Source organism: Marinobacter vinifirmus (assembly GCF_002258215.1).
GTDB classification, from domain to species: Bacteria; Pseudomonadota; Gammaproteobacteria; order Pseudomonadales; family Oleiphilaceae; genus Marinobacter; species Marinobacter vinifirmus.
Genome location: NZ_NEFY01000001.1, coordinates 122561 through 139441, shown reverse-complemented (window position 1 = coordinate 139441; position 16881 = coordinate 122561). Strand labels below are relative to the sequence as shown.

General features: G+C 60.0%; 20 protein-coding genes. 16 read left to right on the top strand and 4 right to left on the bottom strand.

All coding sequences use genetic code 11. The features are described 5' to 3' along the window. The first annotated feature begins 18 nt into the window (after nucleotides 1-18). The 8 genes from B9Q17_RS00630 (at nucleotide 19) to B9Q17_RS00595 (ending at nucleotide 6774) form a co-directional block, all read left to right on the top strand. Entirely contained in the window at nucleotides 19-483 is a 465-nt protein-coding gene (locus B9Q17_RS00630; RefSeq protein WP_094623691.1) for an Lrp/AsnC family transcriptional regulator, read from the top strand. Next, nucleotides 480-1025 carry a siroheme decarboxylase subunit beta gene (ahbB, locus tag B9Q17_RS00625; protein ID WP_082641071.1) on the top strand — a complete coding sequence of 182 codons (546 nt, stop codon included), beginning with the start codon at nucleotides 480-482 and terminating at the stop codon, nucleotides 1023-1025. The genes B9Q17_RS00630 and ahbB (B9Q17_RS00625) overlap by 4 nt, the downstream gene beginning before the upstream one ends. Further along, nucleotides 1009-1509 (top strand): Lrp/AsnC family transcriptional regulator, encoded by a 501-nt coding sequence (locus tag B9Q17_RS00620; protein WP_082641072.1) that lies wholly within the window; start codon nucleotides 1009-1011, stop codon nucleotides 1507-1509. The genes ahbB (B9Q17_RS00625) and B9Q17_RS00620 overlap by 17 nt, the downstream gene beginning before the upstream one ends. Next, complete coding sequence (gene ahbB, locus B9Q17_RS00615) at nucleotides 1484-2008, top strand: siroheme decarboxylase subunit beta (RefSeq protein ID WP_094623690.1); 525 nt, start codon at nucleotides 1484-1486, stop codon at nucleotides 2006-2008. Before B9Q17_RS00620 ends, ahbB (B9Q17_RS00615) begins: the two co-directional genes overlap by 26 nt. 133 nt (nucleotides 2009-2141) lie before the next feature. Then, nucleotides 2142-3341, top strand: coding sequence for a heme d1 biosynthesis radical SAM protein NirJ (gene nirJ / locus B9Q17_RS00610; protein WP_094623689.1), 1200 nt, complete (start codon nucleotides 2142-2144; stop codon nucleotides 3339-3341). Nucleotides 3342-3352: 11 nt separating this feature from the next. Next, on the top strand, nucleotides 3353-4216 hold the full coding sequence (cobA, locus tag B9Q17_RS00605; RefSeq protein ID WP_094623688.1) for a uroporphyrinogen-III C-methyltransferase: 864 nt from the start codon (nucleotides 3353-3355) through the stop codon (nucleotides 4214-4216). 96 nt (nucleotides 4217-4312) lie between these two features. Next, nucleotides 4313-5767 carry a cytochrome D1 domain-containing protein gene (locus B9Q17_RS00600; protein ID WP_208618744.1) on the top strand — a complete coding sequence of 485 codons (1455 nt, stop codon included), beginning with the start codon at nucleotides 4313-4315 and terminating at the stop codon, nucleotides 5765-5767. Between the two features lie 293 nt (nucleotides 5768-6060). After that, on the top strand, nucleotides 6061-6774 hold the full coding sequence (locus tag B9Q17_RS00595) for a Crp/Fnr family transcriptional regulator (protein WP_058341725.1): 714 nt from the start codon (nucleotides 6061-6063) through the stop codon (nucleotides 6772-6774). A 61-nt stretch (nucleotides 6775-6835) separates the two neighbouring features. On the opposite strand, the gene wrbA is transcribed toward B9Q17_RS00595, so the two are convergent. Further along, on the bottom strand, nucleotides 6836-7435 hold the full coding sequence (gene wrbA / locus B9Q17_RS00590; RefSeq protein WP_058341726.1) for an NAD(P)H:quinone oxidoreductase: 600 nt from the start codon (nucleotides 7433-7435) through the stop codon (nucleotides 6836-6838). A gap of 201 nt (nucleotides 7436-7636) precedes the next feature. Between wrbA and trhA the strand changes: the two genes are divergently transcribed. From trhA to B9Q17_RS00570, 4 genes are all read left to right on the top strand, one after another. Then, a complete protein-coding gene (trhA, locus tag B9Q17_RS00585) occupies nucleotides 7637-8302 on the top strand; it encodes a PAQR family membrane homeostasis protein TrhA (RefSeq protein WP_094623956.1) in 666 nt (221 codons plus the stop codon). Nucleotides 8303-8369: 67 nt separating this feature from the next. Continuing rightward, the gene (locus B9Q17_RS00580; RefSeq protein WP_244177270.1) at nucleotides 8370-9503 is read left to right on the top strand and encodes an NnrS family protein; all 1134 of its coding nucleotides are present in this window, start codon (nucleotides 8370-8372) and stop codon (nucleotides 9501-9503) included. Beyond that, nucleotides 9496-9954, top strand: a complete 459-nt coding sequence (locus tag B9Q17_RS00575) for an EVE domain-containing protein (protein ID WP_094623687.1) — start codon at nucleotides 9496-9498, stop codon at nucleotides 9952-9954. Before B9Q17_RS00580 ends, B9Q17_RS00575 begins: the two co-directional genes overlap by 8 nt. A gap of 76 nt (nucleotides 9955-10030) precedes the next feature. Then, the gene (locus B9Q17_RS00570; protein ID WP_094623686.1) at nucleotides 10031-10852 is read left to right on the top strand and encodes an ion transporter; all 822 of its coding nucleotides are present in this window, start codon (nucleotides 10031-10033) and stop codon (nucleotides 10850-10852) included. A gap of 1 nt (nucleotide 10853) precedes the next feature. Here the strand turns inward: B9Q17_RS00570 and B9Q17_RS00565 are convergent, their stop codons facing one another. Beyond that, on the bottom strand, nucleotides 10854-11222 hold the full coding sequence (locus B9Q17_RS00565; protein ID WP_094623685.1) for a SirB2 family protein: 369 nt from the start codon (nucleotides 11220-11222) through the stop codon (nucleotides 10854-10856). Between the two features lie 123 nt (nucleotides 11223-11345). Between B9Q17_RS00565 and B9Q17_RS00560 the strand changes: the two genes are divergently transcribed. Then, the gene (locus B9Q17_RS00560) at nucleotides 11346-12530 is read left to right on the top strand and encodes an NnrS family protein (RefSeq protein WP_094623684.1); all 1185 of its coding nucleotides are present in this window, start codon (nucleotides 11346-11348) and stop codon (nucleotides 12528-12530) included. Between the two features lie 5 nt (nucleotides 12531-12535). Here the strand turns inward: B9Q17_RS00560 and B9Q17_RS00555 are convergent, their stop codons facing one another. Further along, complete coding sequence (locus B9Q17_RS00555; protein ID WP_094623683.1) at nucleotides 12536-13051, bottom strand: SRPBCC family protein; 516 nt, start codon at nucleotides 13049-13051, stop codon at nucleotides 12536-12538. 217 nt (nucleotides 13052-13268) lie between these two features. Between B9Q17_RS00555 and fabA the strand changes: the two genes are divergently transcribed. Continuing rightward, nucleotides 13269-13778, top strand: a complete 510-nt coding sequence (fabA, locus tag B9Q17_RS00550; RefSeq protein ID WP_094623682.1) for a bifunctional 3-hydroxydecanoyl-ACP dehydratase/trans-2-decenoyl-ACP isomerase — start codon at nucleotides 13269-13271, stop codon at nucleotides 13776-13778. Nucleotides 13779-13789: 11 nt separating this feature from the next. After that, nucleotides 13790-15001 carry a beta-ketoacyl-ACP synthase I gene (gene fabB / locus B9Q17_RS00545; protein WP_058341733.1) on the top strand — a complete coding sequence of 404 codons (1212 nt, stop codon included), beginning with the start codon at nucleotides 13790-13792 and terminating at the stop codon, nucleotides 14999-15001. Here fabB and B9Q17_RS00540 read toward each other — a convergent pair whose 3' ends face one another. Further along, nucleotides 15002-15358, bottom strand: a complete 357-nt coding sequence (locus B9Q17_RS00540) for a helix-turn-helix transcriptional regulator (RefSeq protein WP_022989295.1) — start codon at nucleotides 15356-15358, stop codon at nucleotides 15002-15004. 189 nt (nucleotides 15359-15547) lie between these two features. Here B9Q17_RS00540 and trhP point away from each other — a divergent pair, with 189 nt between their 5' ends. Next, entirely contained in the window at nucleotides 15548-16864 is a 1317-nt protein-coding gene (gene trhP, locus B9Q17_RS00535; protein WP_094623681.1) for a prephenate-dependent tRNA uridine(34) hydroxylase TrhP, read from the top strand. The last annotated feature ends 17 nt before the right edge of the window (nucleotides 16865-16881 follow it).

Genomic DNA, 16881 nt, shown 5'->3' with positions numbered 1-16881 from the left:
CCCGGAGGAGATAACCTGATGAGACTGGACACCGTCGACCAACAACTGATCAACCACTACCAGCGCAACCTGCCGGTATGTGAGCGCCCTTACCGCGAGATGGCCGACACACTGGGCATTTCCGAGGACGAAGTGATCAGCCGGCTGGCGGTGCTCCAGCAACAACAGGTACTCAGCCGGGTTGGCCCGGTGTTTGAACACAGCCAGGCGGGCGCAAGCCTGCTGGCTGCCGTGGCGGCGCCGGTCGAGCAGATCGACCTGGTGGCCGCACGGATCAACAGCGCTCCCGGCGTAAACCATAATTACGCGCGGGAGCACCTATACAATCTCTGGTTCGTGATGACCGCCCCGGATGAAGACACCCTGGATGAGCGGCTGGACGAGCTGGAACATCAACTGAAGTTGCCCATACTCCGGCTGCCCATGGTTGAGGGTTACCATATTGACCTGGGCTTCGACATCGACTGGGACGCACTACCATGAACCACCCAGCGCCACACCCGGACCGCCACAACGGCAGCTATCTGTTTGATACCGAGGCCTTCAGTGCCTGGGGCCTGCTGAGGCTCCGCCAGAAACTGGAAGAAGGCCTGCCATTAACACCCCGCCCGTACCTGGCGCTGGCCGAACAAACCGGCCTGACCGAGCAACAGGTTATGGACGCCGTCCGCCACTGGCAGGATCAGGGCCTGATCAAGCGTTCCGGCCTGATCGTGAAGCACCGCACCCTGGGTTACAGGGCCAACGCCATGGTGGTGTGGGATGTGCCCGACGAGCAGGTGAGCGAACTTGGCCGCGCACTGGCTGCCGTACCCTTTGTAACCCTGTGCTACCAGCGCCCCCGCAGACTGCCCGACTGGCCCTACAACCTGTTCTGCATGATTCACGGCGTTAACCGGGAGCGGGTACTGGGCCAGCTGGACCAGATGATTGCCAGCCACCACCTTGAACAGATTCCCCACGCAGTTCTGTTCAGCAACAAAGCCTATCTTCAACGGGGAGGACGCTATGTCAGTAACAGCTGAGCCAGCTGCCCGCCGGGAGTCACCAGACGTAGCCCCTGCCTTTACCGATACTGAAAAAGCCATCATCAACCGCCTGCAATACGGCCTGCCGCTGACCCCGAGCCCGTACCGGGACGTTGCCGAAGAACTGGGCATCAGCGAGCAGACCTTGCTGGATACCCTGAAAGCCCTGCTGGCCAATCGCACCCTGACCCGTTTCGGCCCCATGTTCCACGCCGGTGAAATGGGAGGCGGCCTGACCCTGGCCGCCATGCGCATTCCCGAGCAGGACTTTGACCGGGTAACCGAACAGGTAAACAGCTTTGCAGAGGTGGCCCACAATTACCGCCGGGAACACGAACTGAACATGTGGTTTGTCCTGGCCACAGAAACCCCGGAAGGCATTGCCGAAACCATCGGGCGCATTGAAGCGCTGACCGGCTACCCGGTGTACAACATGCCCAAGGAGCAGGAGTTTCATGTCAACCTCCACTTTGAAGTCTGAGCAGGCCCGGTTCACCGACCAGGACCGGGAACTGATCCTCGCCACCCAGGAAGGCCTGCCACTGGTATCCGATCCCTGGGGCGAACTGGGCCGTCAGCTCGGCATGCCGGCAGACGAAGTGCTGTCACGCTTTCAACACATGCAGGAAACCGGCGTTATCCGCCGCGTGGCTGCCGTACCCGACCACTACAAGCTGGGCTATCGCTACAACGGCATGACCGTGTGGGATGTCTCTGACGACGCCATCAGCACCATGGGCCAGCAAGTTGGTGACCTGCCGTTCGTCAGCCACTGCTACCGTCGCCCCCGGCACCTGCCCTACTGGAGCTTCAACCTGTTTGCCATGGTGCACGGCACCAGTCGTGAAGAGGTGGAGCACAAGGCCGCACAGATTCGTGAACTGCTGGGCGACACCTGCTCCGGCCACACCATCCTGTACAGCTCTGCCATCCTCAAAAAAACCGGATTGCGGCTGAGAAAACAGGCAGATAAGCCATAGGGACTACCCCTCGAAGTACTCCATCAAAGGTATGGATACCCAGCGCCCACGGGGGGATAGTACAAGGGCAGAGAGCCGGTAAAGGCCAGCCCGGAGAGGCAACCAGGCCACTCCCGATGAGAGAGAGAATTTTATGTTTCGCATGACCCGCTACATCAAAACCCTGATGAACCCGACACCCGTCCGCCCGGTGCCCAAGCCCAGTGGCCCGGTGGTGATCTGGAACCTCATCCGCCGCTGTAACCTGACCTGCAAACACTGCTACTCGATCTCTGCCGATATCGACTTCAAGGGCGAGCTGAGCACTGAAGAAGTCTACACCGTGATGGACGACCTCAAAGCCTACGGAGTGCCGGTACTGATCCTGTCTGGCGGTGAGCCGCTGATGCGCCCGGACATTTACGAGATTTCCCACCGGGCCAAGGAAATGGGCTTTTACGTTGGCCTGTCTACCAACGGCACCCTGATCACCGAAGAAAACATCGACAAGATTGCCGCGGTTGGCTACGACTACGTGGGTATCAGCATTGACGGCCTGGAGGCCACCCACGACGAATTCCGCCAGAAAAAAGGCGCCTTCCGGGAATCCATGCACGCCGTGGCCCTGTGCAAACAGGCCGGCATCAAGGTGGGCCTGCGCTTCACCCTGACCCAGGACAACTACCCGGAACTGCCGGCCATGCTGGAGATGCTGGACGAGCACCAGATCGACAAGTTCTACCTGTCGCACCTGAACTACTCCGGCCGCGGCGGCCGCAACAAGAAGCGCGACGCCTGGTACGACATGACCCGCGACGCCATGAACCTGCTGTTCAACCACTGCCACGACGAACTCAAGCGCGGCATCGAGCGGGAATACGTCACCGGTAACAACGACGCCGACGGCCCCTTCCTGATCGAGTGGGCCAAGGAACACTACCCGGACCAGGCAGATGCCCTCACCCAGCGGCTGACCAACTGGGGCGGTAACTCCTCCGGCGTGAACATTTCCAACATCGACAACCTGGGCGTGGTACACCCGGACACCTTCTGGTGGGATCACAACCTGGGCAACGTGCGGCAGACCCCGTTCTCGAAGATATGGTCTGAAACCACCGACCCGCTGATGCAGGGCTTCCGCCAGCATCCGCGCCCGGTGAAAGGCCGCTGCGCGGACTGCAAATACCTGAACATCTGTAACGGCAACACCCGGGTGCGGGCCTACAACGTGTCTGGCGACTTCTGGGAAGAAGACCCCGGCTGCTACCTCACCAACGAGGAAATCGGCGTGGTGGAAAGCACACCGCGCAGAGTGGCCGCCGCCGCTATCGAAATCCCGGTCAACAACCTGTAAGGACGCACGCCATGACAACTAACCAAAGCAAGAAGTGCCTGGTGGAGTTCCAGCTGGCGGAGCAACCCTTACGGCCGGGCGAAGTGGCCATCGTGGGCGCAGGCCCCGGCGACCCGGGCCTGCTGACCCTACGGGCCCTGATGCTGATCCAGCAGGCCGATGCCATTGTCTACGACCGCCTGGTATCGCCACAGATTATGGAACTGGTGAACCCCAGGGCCGAGCGCATTCACGTGGGCAAGGCCAGCGGTTGCCACTATGTGCCCCAGGATGAGACCAACGAACTGCTGGTGAAACTGGCCGTACAACAACGCCGGGTTGTGCGCCTGAAAGGCGGCGATCCGTACATCTTCGGCCGTGGCGGTGAAGAAGCCGAATTCCTGGTAGAGAACGACATCGACTTCCAGGTGGTGCCGGGGATTACCTCCGCCGCCGGTTGCTCTGCCTACTGCGGCATCCCCCTGACGCACCGGGACTACTCCCAGAGCGTGACCTTCGTAACCGGCCACCGCAAGGGCGACCAGGCCCTGGAGCTGAACTGGCAGGTGCTGGCCGCGCCAGGTCAAACCCGGGTATTCTACATGGGCCTGCACAACGCCCCGACCATCGTCGAGCAGCTGACCGCCCATGGCCTGTCCGAGAATTGCCCGGTGGCACTCGTGGAACGCGGTACCACACCGCTGCAGCACATGACTGTCACCACCCTGAAAGACCTGGTCGACACCATTGAACGGGAAGATTTCCAGCCGCCCACACTGATCATTGTGGGTGAAGTGGTGCAACTGGCCGACACCCTGGCCCGCCCGGCGCAGGCTGGCTGGAACAGTGCCTTGTCCGGCCCGGCTGCTGCCACCGCCGGCCGCCGGCCGGCCTGAACCGAAACCTGACTGACCAACCGGGAGCTGTTGCAGGTGAACCTGACCCAAGCCCGAACAAAGATTATCTCCACCCTGTTACTGGCCGGCAGCGTGATGGCCACCCCTTTGCTGGCCAGTGAATCCGGCGAAACCGGAACAGACACCCTGTACCTGCAGCAATGCGCCGCCTGCCACGGCCCCGACCGCCTTGGCGGTATGGGCCCCGCCCTGCTGCCGGAAAACCTCGGGCGACTGAAGAAAGCCGAGGCCGAAAAGGTCATCCGCGAAGGCCGCCCAGCCACCCAGATGGCGGGCTACAAAGACATCCTGAACGACCAGCAGATCGCCGCCCTGACCGACTTCATCTATCAGCCTCCGAGTCACGAACTGAAGTGGGGCGAGGCCGAAATCCGCAACAGCCAGGAAGTCAGCCACGCCGCTGGCTCCCTGCCGGATGAACCGGCGTTCGAAGCGGACATGATGAACCTGTTCCTGGTGGTAGAAATCGGCGACCACCACGTCACCCTGCTGGATGGCGACAAGATGGAGCCCATCCACCGGTTCCCCAGCCGCTTTGCCCTGCACGGCGGCCCCAAGTACAGCCCGGACGGCCGCTACGTGTACTTCGGCTCCCGGGATGGCTGGATTACCAAGTACGACATCTACAACCTGAAGGTGGTGGCTGAGGTTCGCGCCGGCATCAACATGCGTAACATTGCCGTGTCTGCCGATGGCAACTACGTGCTGGCCGCCAACTACCTGCCCCACTCCATGGTGCTGTTCGACGCCGCCAACCTGGAAATGCTTGATTTCATCCCGGTTGAGAACGATGCCGGCGAAAGCTCCCGGGTGAGCGCCGTGTATACCGCACCACCCAGAAGCAGCTTCATCGCGGCATTGAAAGACATCCCCGAAGCCTGGGAAATCACCGTCGAGAATCAGAAAGCAAAACTGCGCCGGATGACCACCGACACCCTGCTGGACGACTTCTTCTTCGACCCGGGCTATCAGCACCTGATCGGCGCAGCCCGCGATGGCAAGCACGGCGTGGTGATCGACCTGGATACCGGCAAAACCACCGCAGAACTGCCGCTGCCCGGCATGCCCCATCTGGGCTCCGGCATTACCTGGGAATACGAAGGCCGCCGGGTGATGGCTACCCCGCACTTCCGGGCCGGTGCCATTTCCATCATCGACATGGACACCTGGGAAGTGATCAAGACCCTGGAAACCGAGGGCCCGGGGTTCTTTATGCGCAGCCACGAGAATTCCCGCTACGCTTGGGCAGACGTGTTTTTCGGCCCCAACGCCGACAAGGTGCACATCATCGACAAGCAGACCCTGGAGATCGTCAAGACCCTGCAGCCTGAGCCGGGTAAGGTAGCCGCCCATGTGGAGTTTGATCGCCACGGCGAGAAGCTGCTGCTGAGCATCTGGGACGACGACGGTGCGATCATTGTTTACGACGCGGATACGCTGGAAGAGGAAAAGCGCATTCCGATGAACAAGCCTTCCGGTAAGTACAACGTCTGGAACAAGATCAATTACGAGGAAGGGACCAGTCACTGAACTGCCTTGCCTCTTTGCCCCGCACCGACAACAAGTAGCCTGCAGCATTGGAGCAGGCGCAGCTTGTGGGGGGATGCCTCCTGAAACACGCTCCTTGCGGCACATCCCTGTGTCGCTTGGACTCCGCCATCCATGGCTCCGCACAGTTTCAGGAGGCATCCCCCCACAAGCCGCCCTCCGGCACCGAGTAATCGTTATCGACTAAGTCAAATATCTTTAATCATTTAAGTCATTTCAGATGTTTGTTTTTTTGGTAGCATAATTGACCTACGCCAATGCAGCGAAGGTTTGTTATGAACAGCAGTTTCCGACCACCGATGGCATCCGCACCCTGCCTGCTGGGTGAAGACCACCCGGACATTATTCACCACGACGCGGCACCCGCCGAAGTTGCCCTGCTGAACGGCCTGAGCCGCGCCTTTGGCATTTGCCTGAACGAAAAGCAGAACAGCCCGGAAGCCCGGTTTCTGAGCGATATCGCTCGCCTGTTCCATCAGCGCAGAATAGACGCAGAAACACCCCTGGAAAAACACGACCGGCCGTGGGCTAACGTGTACCTGATCCAGTATGGCGTTCTGCGCCTGTTTCGGGAATCATCTGCTGGCAAGGTCGCGATTCATCATTTCTTTACCGAAGGCGACCTGATCTGGCCGGTATTCGGGCGCAGCAGAACGGTGCGTAATACCCTGTGCCTGACCAGCGTGCTGCCGGCCACAGTCTGGGTGGCGGATTTCAGCGCGTTCCGTTCGGCGATCCAGAACCATGGCGACGGGCTTTGGCATAAGTTCGCACTGGTGCTGACCGAGGAGATTGCGGAGCTGACCAGCATGCGGGAATACCGCAAACACACCATGCCGGCCAAGGAGCGCTACCAACTGCTGCTCGATGAGTACCCGGAACTGGTCAAGCGGGTGCCGGACAATCAGCTGGCCTCCTGGCTGGGTGTGGTGCCCGCCACTTATTCACGGTTAAAGGCTGCCAGTACGAAAGCCGGCAGGCGGGCATAAAAAAGGCGGCGGACTTTTCAGCCCGCCGCCCAAACCTGAGTCAACGCTTGCTACTTCGAAATCAGCCGTGCAGCTTCACTGCCAGTTCTGCAACATGCTTGCCCTGGAAGCGGGCAATGGCCAATTCTTTCTCACTGGGCTGGCGGGAACCGTCACCGCCGGCGATGGTCGAGGCGCCGTAAGGCGTGCCGCCATTCACTTCAGAGATATCAAAGAACTCCGGAATTCCATAGCCCAGAGGTACCAGCACCATGCCGTGATGGGCCAGGGTGGTCCAGAATGAGGTAATGGTCTGCTCCTGACCGCCGCCTGTTCCGGTTGAAGTGAACACGCTACCCACTTTCCCGTGCAGCTTGCCCTCAGCCCACAGGCCACCGGTCTGGTCGAGGAAAGTACGCATCTGGCCCGCCATGTTGCCAAACCGTGTGGGCGTACCAAAGATAATCGCATCGTAGTCTGCCAGTTCAGCCGGGCTGGCTACCGGAGCATCTTGCTCGGCCTTGCCACCAGCGCTCAGGAACGCCTGGTCGGCCATGGTTTCCGGCACTCGCTTGACCACTACATCGGCACCCTCAACGCCCTTGGCGCCTTCGGCAATGGTGTTTGCCATGGTTTCGATATGGCCGTACATGGAATAGTAAAGAACAAGAACTTTTGCCATCGGAACAATCCCCTTGGTTGTTTCAAACTTGGTGCCAGCGTAACTGTCCGACGCAAAAGACGAAAACGGAAGATTTCCGGCAGATCGTTCAGTTTTTCTGAACATGGTCACAGGATGGTCATGGCAAACAGTTGCGTACACATGTACGCTGAACTGTATTATACTTTTAGCGAACACAGGCCAGCGCGGATGACAGCAAGCATGAACCACCCAGACGATTCGTTGCCATCTATTCACCTGCGGGTAGAAGAGTGGATCAACAGCGCAACCCACGGCCTTGGCGCCATTCTGAGTGTTATCGGAACCATTGCCCTGATTGCCGGTGCAAGCCAGATGGGAGACACCTGGAAGATTGTCAGCTTCAGCGTATTCGGTGCGTCACTGATCCTGCTGTACATGGCCTCTGCGCTGTACCACGGTGCTCGCCGCCCGGAGCTGAAATCCCTTTTCAAGACACTGGACCACTGTGCCATTTTCCTGCTGATCGCCGGCACCTACACACCTTTCCTGCTGGTGAATATGCGCGGCACCACCGGATGGACGCTGTTTGCGGTGATCTGGTCGCTGGCCCTGACCGGTGTGGTACTGAAAGTCATCTTCAAGAACCGCTTCAAGCTGGCGCGGGTGGGCATCTACGTTGCCATGGGCTGGCTGATTACCTTTGCCTCGTCTGACCTGGTCGCCAGCCTCAGCGAAACCGCGCTGCACCTGACCATTGCCGGCGGCATTGTGTATACCGCCGGCGTGGCGTTCTACCTGGCGGATCGCATTCCCTACATGCATGCGGTCTGGCATCTGTTCGTGATCGGCGGCAGCGCCTGCCATTTCAGCGCCATCTATTTTGGTGTGCTGCCCTACACGGTATAAACTCCGGTTCTGGCCCCGGTAACCTGCGGCGCCTTCCAACCAGAACCCATACCGAGGTCTGTTCAACGTGGCTGGCAAGCCCCTGCACGCATTCTGGCTGTTCTTTCCCGCTGCCGCCTTATGGGCTGCCCTGGTTGTTCCCCTGTCCCTGTTCGCCGTATTGTCTGGCACCGGCTGGCCGCCGGGGCTGATTGGCGCAGGCCATGGCCACGAACTGGTTTTCGGCTTTGCCCTGGCATTGATTGCCGGCTACACCCTTGGCCCCCAGCCCTGGCGGATACTCGGGCCCCTGTTCGGGCTCTGGCTTGCGGCCCGTGTCAGCTGGCTGCTGGCACCGGACTGGCTGGTTAGCCAGCTGTTAAGCCCGGCCTTTGCGCTGTTGCTGGCACGGTACGTGGTGCCCCGTTTCCAGGCCGCCAAGAAGTGGCGCAACAAGGTCGCCGGCCCGCTAATCCTGGTGCTCTGCCTGATGGCCCTGGCCTACTTCCTGGTGCGCGCCGGCCTTCCCTTCCCTGATACCCGAATTCTTCTGCACACCGCCATCATCGGCCTGCTGTTGCTGATGACGTTTATGGGCGGGCGCATCATCGCGCCGGCGGTGGCCGGCACCCTGGAGAAGAAAGGCATACCGCTGGAAGCCCGGGTTCAGCCGTTAATTGAAGGTTGGTTACTGGCGATTCTGCCCCTCGCCATGGTGTGCATTCTGTTTACCGCTACGGAAATACTGGCTGGCCTGCTGTTGCTGGCCGCGAGCCTGCTGATTATCGTTCGGGTGGCCCGCTGGAAGCTCTGGCACTGTACCGACCGCCCGGACCTGCTGGTGCTGGCCATCGGTTATCTCTGGCTGGCCGCCGGGGCAGCGGTTACCGGCGTGCACCTGGCTACCGGCCACGCCCTGCTGCCTGCCCTGCACCTGATTGCGGTTGGGGCACTGGGCACCCTGTCTTGCAGTGTGATGTTGCGCCTGGCCTGGCAGCGGGCCTGCCGGCGCTTCCCGCCTGCATGGCAGGTTCTGGTTATTGCCGTTCTGATTGCCCTCGCCGGCGTAGGCCGATACCTGGCAGGCCCGTTGCCTTTCAGCCAGCCCGGCTTGCTCTGGCTGGCGGCCGGCGCCTGGAGCCTGGCCTATCTAGGCCTGCTCGCTCAACTACTGCACCTGTACTCCGCGTTCACCCAGAAAGGAAAGGCCAACAATGGCTAAATGGCTGGTAAAGACCGAACCTTCCGAATGCAGTATTGATGACTTTGCCCGCGCCCCCGGCACAGCGATTCCCTGGGACGGCGTACGCAATTACCAGGCCCGGAACTTTCTGCGGGAAATGACCGAAGGGGATGAAGTGTTCATCTACCACTCCAGCTGCAAACACATCGGCATTGCTGGTATCGTGAGGGTTACCCGCAGCGCCTATCCGGACCCGAAGCAGTTTGACGCCAGCTCGCCCTACCATGACCCGAAAAGTACTCCGGACAATCCCCGCTGGCAGGCTGTAGACATGCAGTTTGTTCGCAAGCTGCCAAAACTGATCAGCCTGGATCGCCTGAAGAACCTCACGGGGCTTGAGCAGTTGCCGCTGGTGCGCAAGGGTAACCGGCTCTCTGTGATGCCGGTGAGCGAGGACGAATGGCAGCTGATTGTTCAGCTGGTGGATTAAACCGCCGTCACAGAGCTACCACCCGCTGCTCCGGATGATTAGAATTGCCGCGCCAACCTAATCCGGAGCCTGAACGATGTCTGTGGACATAACTCCCACGAGTAGTTTTGATCAACTGAAGCGCATTGAATCGAGCAAGGTGTTTCAGGGCGTTGTGATTGCCATCATCATTCTCTCGGCCCTGACCATCGGCGCAAAAACCTACGAACTCCCGCCGCTGGTTGAACAGACCCTGACCGTTCTGGACAACGCCATCACGCTGTTCTTCCTGGTGGAAATCCTGTTTCGCTTCGCCGCCTGCCCGGTCAAGCGCCGGTTCCTGATGGACGGCTGGAACCTGTTCGACACCCTGGTAGTGATCGGCAGCCTGATCCCGCTGGACAACTCCGAGGCGGTGCTTCTGGGCCGTTTGCTGCGGGTCTTCCGGGTGCTGCGACTGGTGTCCGTAGTGCCGGAACTGCGCTTTCTGATCAATTCCCTGCTCAAAGCCATTCCGCGCATGGGCTACATCGCCCTGCTGATGTTCATCATCTTTTACATCTATGCCGCCATGGGCTCAATGTTCTTTGCCAGTGTGGACGAAGAACTCTGGGGCGATGTGGCCATCTCGATGCTCACCCTGTTCCGGGTCGCCACCTTCGAGGACTGGACCGACGTGATGTACGCCACCATGGAAGCCTATCCCCTGAGCTGGATCTACTACCTGACGTTTATCTTCCTGACCGCCTTTGTATTCCTGAACATGATGATCGGGGCGATTCTGGAGGTGATGAGCGAGGAACAGAACGCCAAGCAGGCCCAGAAAGCCCACGACGAACGGGATGAAATTGCCCGTCAGCTCCAGGCTGTCCAGGAACAGCTGAAGGAACTGACGAAGCAGGTCAGCGAGAAACGCTGATTCAGAACGGTTTGGCCATGGCCAGGTGGAAGATGGCGCTGACCTGGACCAGGGCAAGTACGGCACCGGTGATGCGGGCCGGCTTGCCCAGCGTGGCTTTCAGGGCAAACACACCAGCAATAATGTAGCCAAACAGCAGTACGATCTTGGCAATCAGCCAGCCCGGCATGGCCGAGGCATAACCCGCCACAAACAGCAGGGAAATCGCCGCCACCAGCAAAATGGTGTCATTGATGTGGGGAATGAACCGCAGCGGTGTCTGGCGCCAGCCCGGCCGGCCTACCGCATCCAGCAGCAACCGCAGCGCAAAGAGCGTGATAGTAAGGTAGGCTGTGGTCATGTGCAGGTGCTTCAGGATCGTGTACGACATGGAAGTTCCTTCGGTTACAAGAGATTTGCGGCCATTGTACGCAAACTACCCCCAAGCAGGTATGGTTAATACAGGCACGCAGATTTAACATATACCTGAAATATATGTATTTGGGAGATCTCCATGCAGGCCATACCCACCTCCGCTGACCAGGCACCCGCCAGCGTCAGCCAGTTATTTTCCTATCCGTTCCGGATTTTCTTCCTGTCCATGACGGTACTGACCCTTGTGGCCATACCGGTCTGGGTTCTGGAAGTAACCGGCGTTCTGCAGTTACCACTGGCCATGCCTGCCCTGTTCTGGCACCAGCATGAAATGCTGTTCGGTTTTTTGTCGGCGGCCATTGCCGGCTTTCTGCTGACCGCCGTCTGTGTATGGACGCAAACAGAACGCACCCACGGCCTTCCCCTGGCGCTGCTCTGGGGCGTCTGGCTGGCCGGTCGCCTGCTGCTAGCCCTGGGTGGAAACCTGCCCGACTGGATAGTTCAGGGCGTTAACCTGGCTTTTCTGCCACTGGTGATGATTGATGCCGGATGGCGAGTATGGCATGCGCGCCAGAAGCGCCAGGCCATGATTATGGTCGTGCTAGGCCTGCTGTGGCTGATGCAGATCGGTTTCGTTACCCGGCTGGATATGTCCTTTAGCTACGGCGCGCTGATTATGGCCCTGGCGCTGATCAGCATCATCGGCGGCCGCATCACGCCGGCCTTCACTGCCGGTTGGCTGCGCCAGCGCGGTGGCAACGCCGAGGCGGTGAAAATGATTCCGGGGCTGGACATGGCCGCCCTGTTTTCGATGATCCTGCTGATGGCATCCCTGGTAACCGGCTGGAAAACCCTGGCGGCCGTAATCGCCGTGGTTGCCGCCGCGCTGATGCTGGTTCGCCTGTATAACTGGAAAGGCTGGCTGGCGCGCTCCGAGCCACTGCTGTGGATACTGCACCTGTCTATTCTCTGGGTACCGGTCGCGCTGTTGCTGCTGGCAGGCTCGCTGGTTGCAGACTGGCCCTCCAACGCCTGGAGCCACGCAGCAGGCGCAGGTGCTGTCGGTTGCCTGATCCTGGGCGTGATTGCCCGGGTATCCCTTGGCCATACCGGCCGGCCGCTGAAGCTTCCGAAGGGAATGGTGCTGGCGTTCGTCGCCATTCAGCTGGCGGCGGTTATCCGGGTGCTCACCGCATTGAGCATCATCCCGTGGCACCCGGGCATTGGCACCAGCACCCTGTTATGGATGATCGCCTACGGACTGTTCCTGGTGCGCTATGCCGGGGTACTGGCACGGCCCAGGGCAGACGGTCGGGAAGGCTGAGCGGCTCAGGCCGCCAGCTTCTCCTTGAGGCACTTTTCAAAGTAACTGCGGGCGGCACGGAAGCGGCCTGCAGGAAAGTGAATACTGATCCCCTCCAGCGCTGCCATCAGCATTTCCAGGTGTGCATCCCAGCCGGCACAGGCAATCGGCACCAGGTGATCGTCTGGTAGCAACAGGGTCAGCGACAACCGGGTGCCATCGCCTTCCGGCACCAGTTCCCACCGCAACGGCCGCTCCGGATCATCGCCGGCACTCCAGGAATACACCAGCAAGCGGTGCGGCTCACAGGCCGATATCCGACAATCAATGGGCGTGCCACTGTTACCGAAATCCAGCTGAACCCGGCCACCGGTGCGGGCGTCCAGCGTACCCGGCGCCAGCCAGCTGGCCAGGTGTACAGAATCCGTCAGCATCTTCCAGACCAGCTCCGGCGAATGATCCGTCACCCGCTCCAGCCGGGCCGTTACGCGCCCGTCCTGCAGTGCCAGGGAGCCTGTGATCACCTCGTGTTCTGCGGACATAACACCTCCTTCCGAACCGCCAACCGCACAGATTTGAATAGTCCGACACGGTAGCAAGGGCCGCGCCCGGGTACCTTGATGAGCATCAACGCCAGGAGCAGGGTTTCAGGCACAAAAACGGGGTGTTTGCGGCAATCATCCACTAAAGGTCAATAGCCGTTTCTGAATCAGGCGCTAAAGTATCAGTACATCATTTTGCAATAGAGATACTGGCAACATGTACCCTGATCACTTTGACAAAGAAGACCTGATCCGCTGTGGCCATGGCGAATTATTCCCTGGCGCCATGCGCCTGCCCATCGACGAAATGCTGATGGTCGACCGCATTACCCACGTGGGCGCCGATGACGGCCTTTACGGTAAGGGCAGTCTGGTGGCAGAACTGGACATCAACCCGGACCTCTGGTTCTTCAAGGTTCACTTCGAAAGCGATCCGGTAATGCCGGGCTGTCTGGGCCTCGACGCCATGTGGCAGCTGGTCGGTTTCTTCCTGGCCTGGAGCGGTGGCGAAGGCAAGGGCCGGGCACTGGGTGCCGGCGAAGTGAAATTCTTTGGTCAGGTTCTGCCTGACAACAAAAAGGTAACCTATTACCTGGATATCAAGCGGCTCATCCGCCGCAAGCTGACCATGGCCATTGCGGATGCCCGCATGGAAGTGGACGGGCGGGAAATCTATACCGCCAAGGACCTTCGGGTTGGCCTGTTCACCTCTACAGATGACTTTTAGGAGTTAGAACGATGCGTCGCGTAGTTATTACCGGCATGGGGATTGTCTCCAGCCTTGGCAACAACCAGAAAGAAGTCGCCCAGTCCCTTCGTGAATCCCGCTCAGGCATTGCCTTCAGCGAGGAAGCCCGGGACAACGGCTTGCGCAGCCACGTAGCAGGCAAGATCGACCTGAACCTGTCCGAGCTGATCGACCGTAAGATCTGGCGCTTTATGAGCCCGGCAGCAGGCTACTGCTACCTGGCAGCAAAAGAAGCCATCGAGCAGGCAGGCCTGACCGACGAGCAGCTGCGTGCCAACACCACGGGCGCCGTATTCGGCACCGGTGGCGCGTCCACCGTGGAACTGCTGGATGCGATCGACACCCATCGCGACAAAGGCATTCGCCGGGTAGGCCCTTACCGGGTTCCCCGCACCATGGGCAGCGCCATCAACGCGTCCATCACCACGGCGTTCGGTATTACCGGCATCAACTACGGCATTACCTCTGCCTGCGCGACCAGTGCCCACTGTATCGGCCACGCGGCTGACCAGATCGCGCTGGGCCGCCAGGATGTGATGCTGGCCGGCGGTGGCGAAGACATCCACTGGACCCTGAGCCTGATGTTCGATGCCATGGGCGCACTGTCCACCAAGTACAACGACACGCCGGAACAGGCCTCGCGCACCTACGATGCAGACCGTGACGGTTTCGTGATCTCCGGTGGTGGCGGCACGCTGGTACTGGAATCACTGGAACACGCGGAAGCCCGCGGTGCCACCATCCTGGCCGAACTGGTCGGCTTCGGTGCCACATCTGACGGCGCCGACATGGTTGCCCCGAGCGGTGAAGGCGCCATTCGCTGCATGAAACAGGCCATGGCCAACATCGACGGCGAAATCAGCTACATCAACACCCACGGCACCAGCACCCCGGCTGGCGACGTAACCGAGCTGAAAGCCCTGAAGGAAACCTTCGGTGACAAGATTCCACCGCTGAGTTCCACCAAGCCCCTGTGCGGCCACGCCCTGGGTGCCGCCGGCGTGCATGAGGCAATCTACAGCCTGATCATGCAACGGGAAGGCTTTATTGCCCCGTCTGCCAACATCCAGAACCTGGATGAAGGTGCCGAAGGCTACCCCATCGTTCGTGAACGCATGGACAACCAGAACATGGACCTGGTGATGAGCAACAGCTTCGGCTTCGGCGGCACCAACGCCACCCTGATTTTCAAGAAGGTGTGATCAGGACAGCCTGAGTGAGCGGTATTCAGCCGGCGGAGTGCCCATCCAGCGCTTGAACGCCCGGCTGAATGCACTCAGCTCCGAGAAACCAAGCTGTTCGGCGATTTCTACCAGCGGCTTGGTTTTATCCTTCATGTAAGTCAGTGCCTGCTCTCGGCGCACTTGCTCCAACAAGGCTGCAAACGTCAGTCCCTCTTCGCGCAACTTTTTGTGCAGGGTGTAGCGGCTCATATTCAACTGCCCGGCCACCGTTTCAACACCTACCTTTCCCCGTTCCAACTGAACCCGGATCAGCTTACTCACCCGAATGCTCAGGGAACGCTTTGAATTTTCAGGCCTTACAGGCTCTGATGCCATACTGGTTCCTCCTGCCATTTCATGCTGGCCCAATCTGCAAACGCCATCAGCGTACACATGTTAGCCGAAACCGATCAATAAGACCTTTGAGCGAGATCAATGGCACAGCCACCCGTTTATGGAAAACTGCACCCTTTCCATAATAGCCCACCTGCAGCCATCGACTTCCTGAAAAAACCCGGAGACACCATGACTTTCCCGGAACTGCTCGCTCCCGCCGGCACCCCCGAACACCTGGAAACCGCCTTTGCCTACGGTGCCGATGCCGTTTACGCCGGCCAGCCAAGGTACTCCCTGAGAGTAAGGAACAACAGTTTCAAAGACGTTGCAGCCCTGGGCGCAGGTATTGAAAGGGCCCACGAACTGGGTAAACAGTTCTACCTGGTCTCCAACATTGCGCCCCACAACGACAAGGTGCGCAGTTACCTGAGAGACCTTGCCCCGGTGCTGGAGCAAAAGCCGGATGCCCTGATCATGTCGGACCCCGGGCTGATCATGCTGGTACGGGAAAACTGGCCGGACCAGCCCATCCACCTGTCGGTGCAGGCCAACGCCGTAAACTGGGCCACCGTGGAATTCTGGCGCCGCCAAGGCATCAACCGGGTGATCCTGTCCCGGGAACTGGCCCTGAATGAAATCCGCGAGATCCGTGAGAAAGTGCCGGAAATGGAACTGGAAGTGTTCGTGCACGGCGCCCTGTGCATGGCCTACTCCGGCCGCTGCCTGCTGTCTGGCTACATGAACCACCGGGACGCCAACCAGGGCGCCTGCACCAACGCCTGCCGCTGGAACTACAAGCCGGTGCAGCACAGCCATGACCAGACCGGCGACCTGATTGCCACCTCTGCCGACAGCGTGGAAACCTTCGAACCCAAAGAAATCCTGCTGGAAGAGCCCAACCGCCCCGGAGGCTTCATTCCCGCCTACGAGGACGAACACGGCACCTACATCATGAACTCCAAGGACCTGCGTGCCATCCAGCACGTGGCGGAACTGGTGAACATGGGCGTGCACTCCCTGAAAATCGAAGGTCGCACCAAGAGCACCTACTACGTGGCCCGCACCACCCAGGTGTACCGCAAGGCCATCGACGATGCCCTCGCCGGAAAGCCCTTCGACATGCATATGATGGATGAACTGGAAGCGCTATCTAACCGGGGCTACACCGAAGGCTTCCTGCGTCGCCACGTACCCCAGGAATACCAGACCTACGAACAGGGCTCCTCGTACCTCGGCACCCAGCAGGTGGTCGGCACCATCAGCGACGCCGATGACCGCTGGCTCACCATCGACGTGAAGAACAAGTTCGCACCGGGCGACCAGCTTGAACTGATCACCCCGGCCGGCAACCTTCAGTTCCGTGCCAATGCCATGGAAAACCGCAATGGCGAAGCCATGGAATACGCACCGGGCAGCGGCCACTTTGTGCGCATTCCCAAGCCGGAAGGCCTGCCTGAATCCCTGCAATTCAGCTACCTGACCCGCATCCTGCCTGCCCGCGACTGACCTGCCATCTTCGGTCG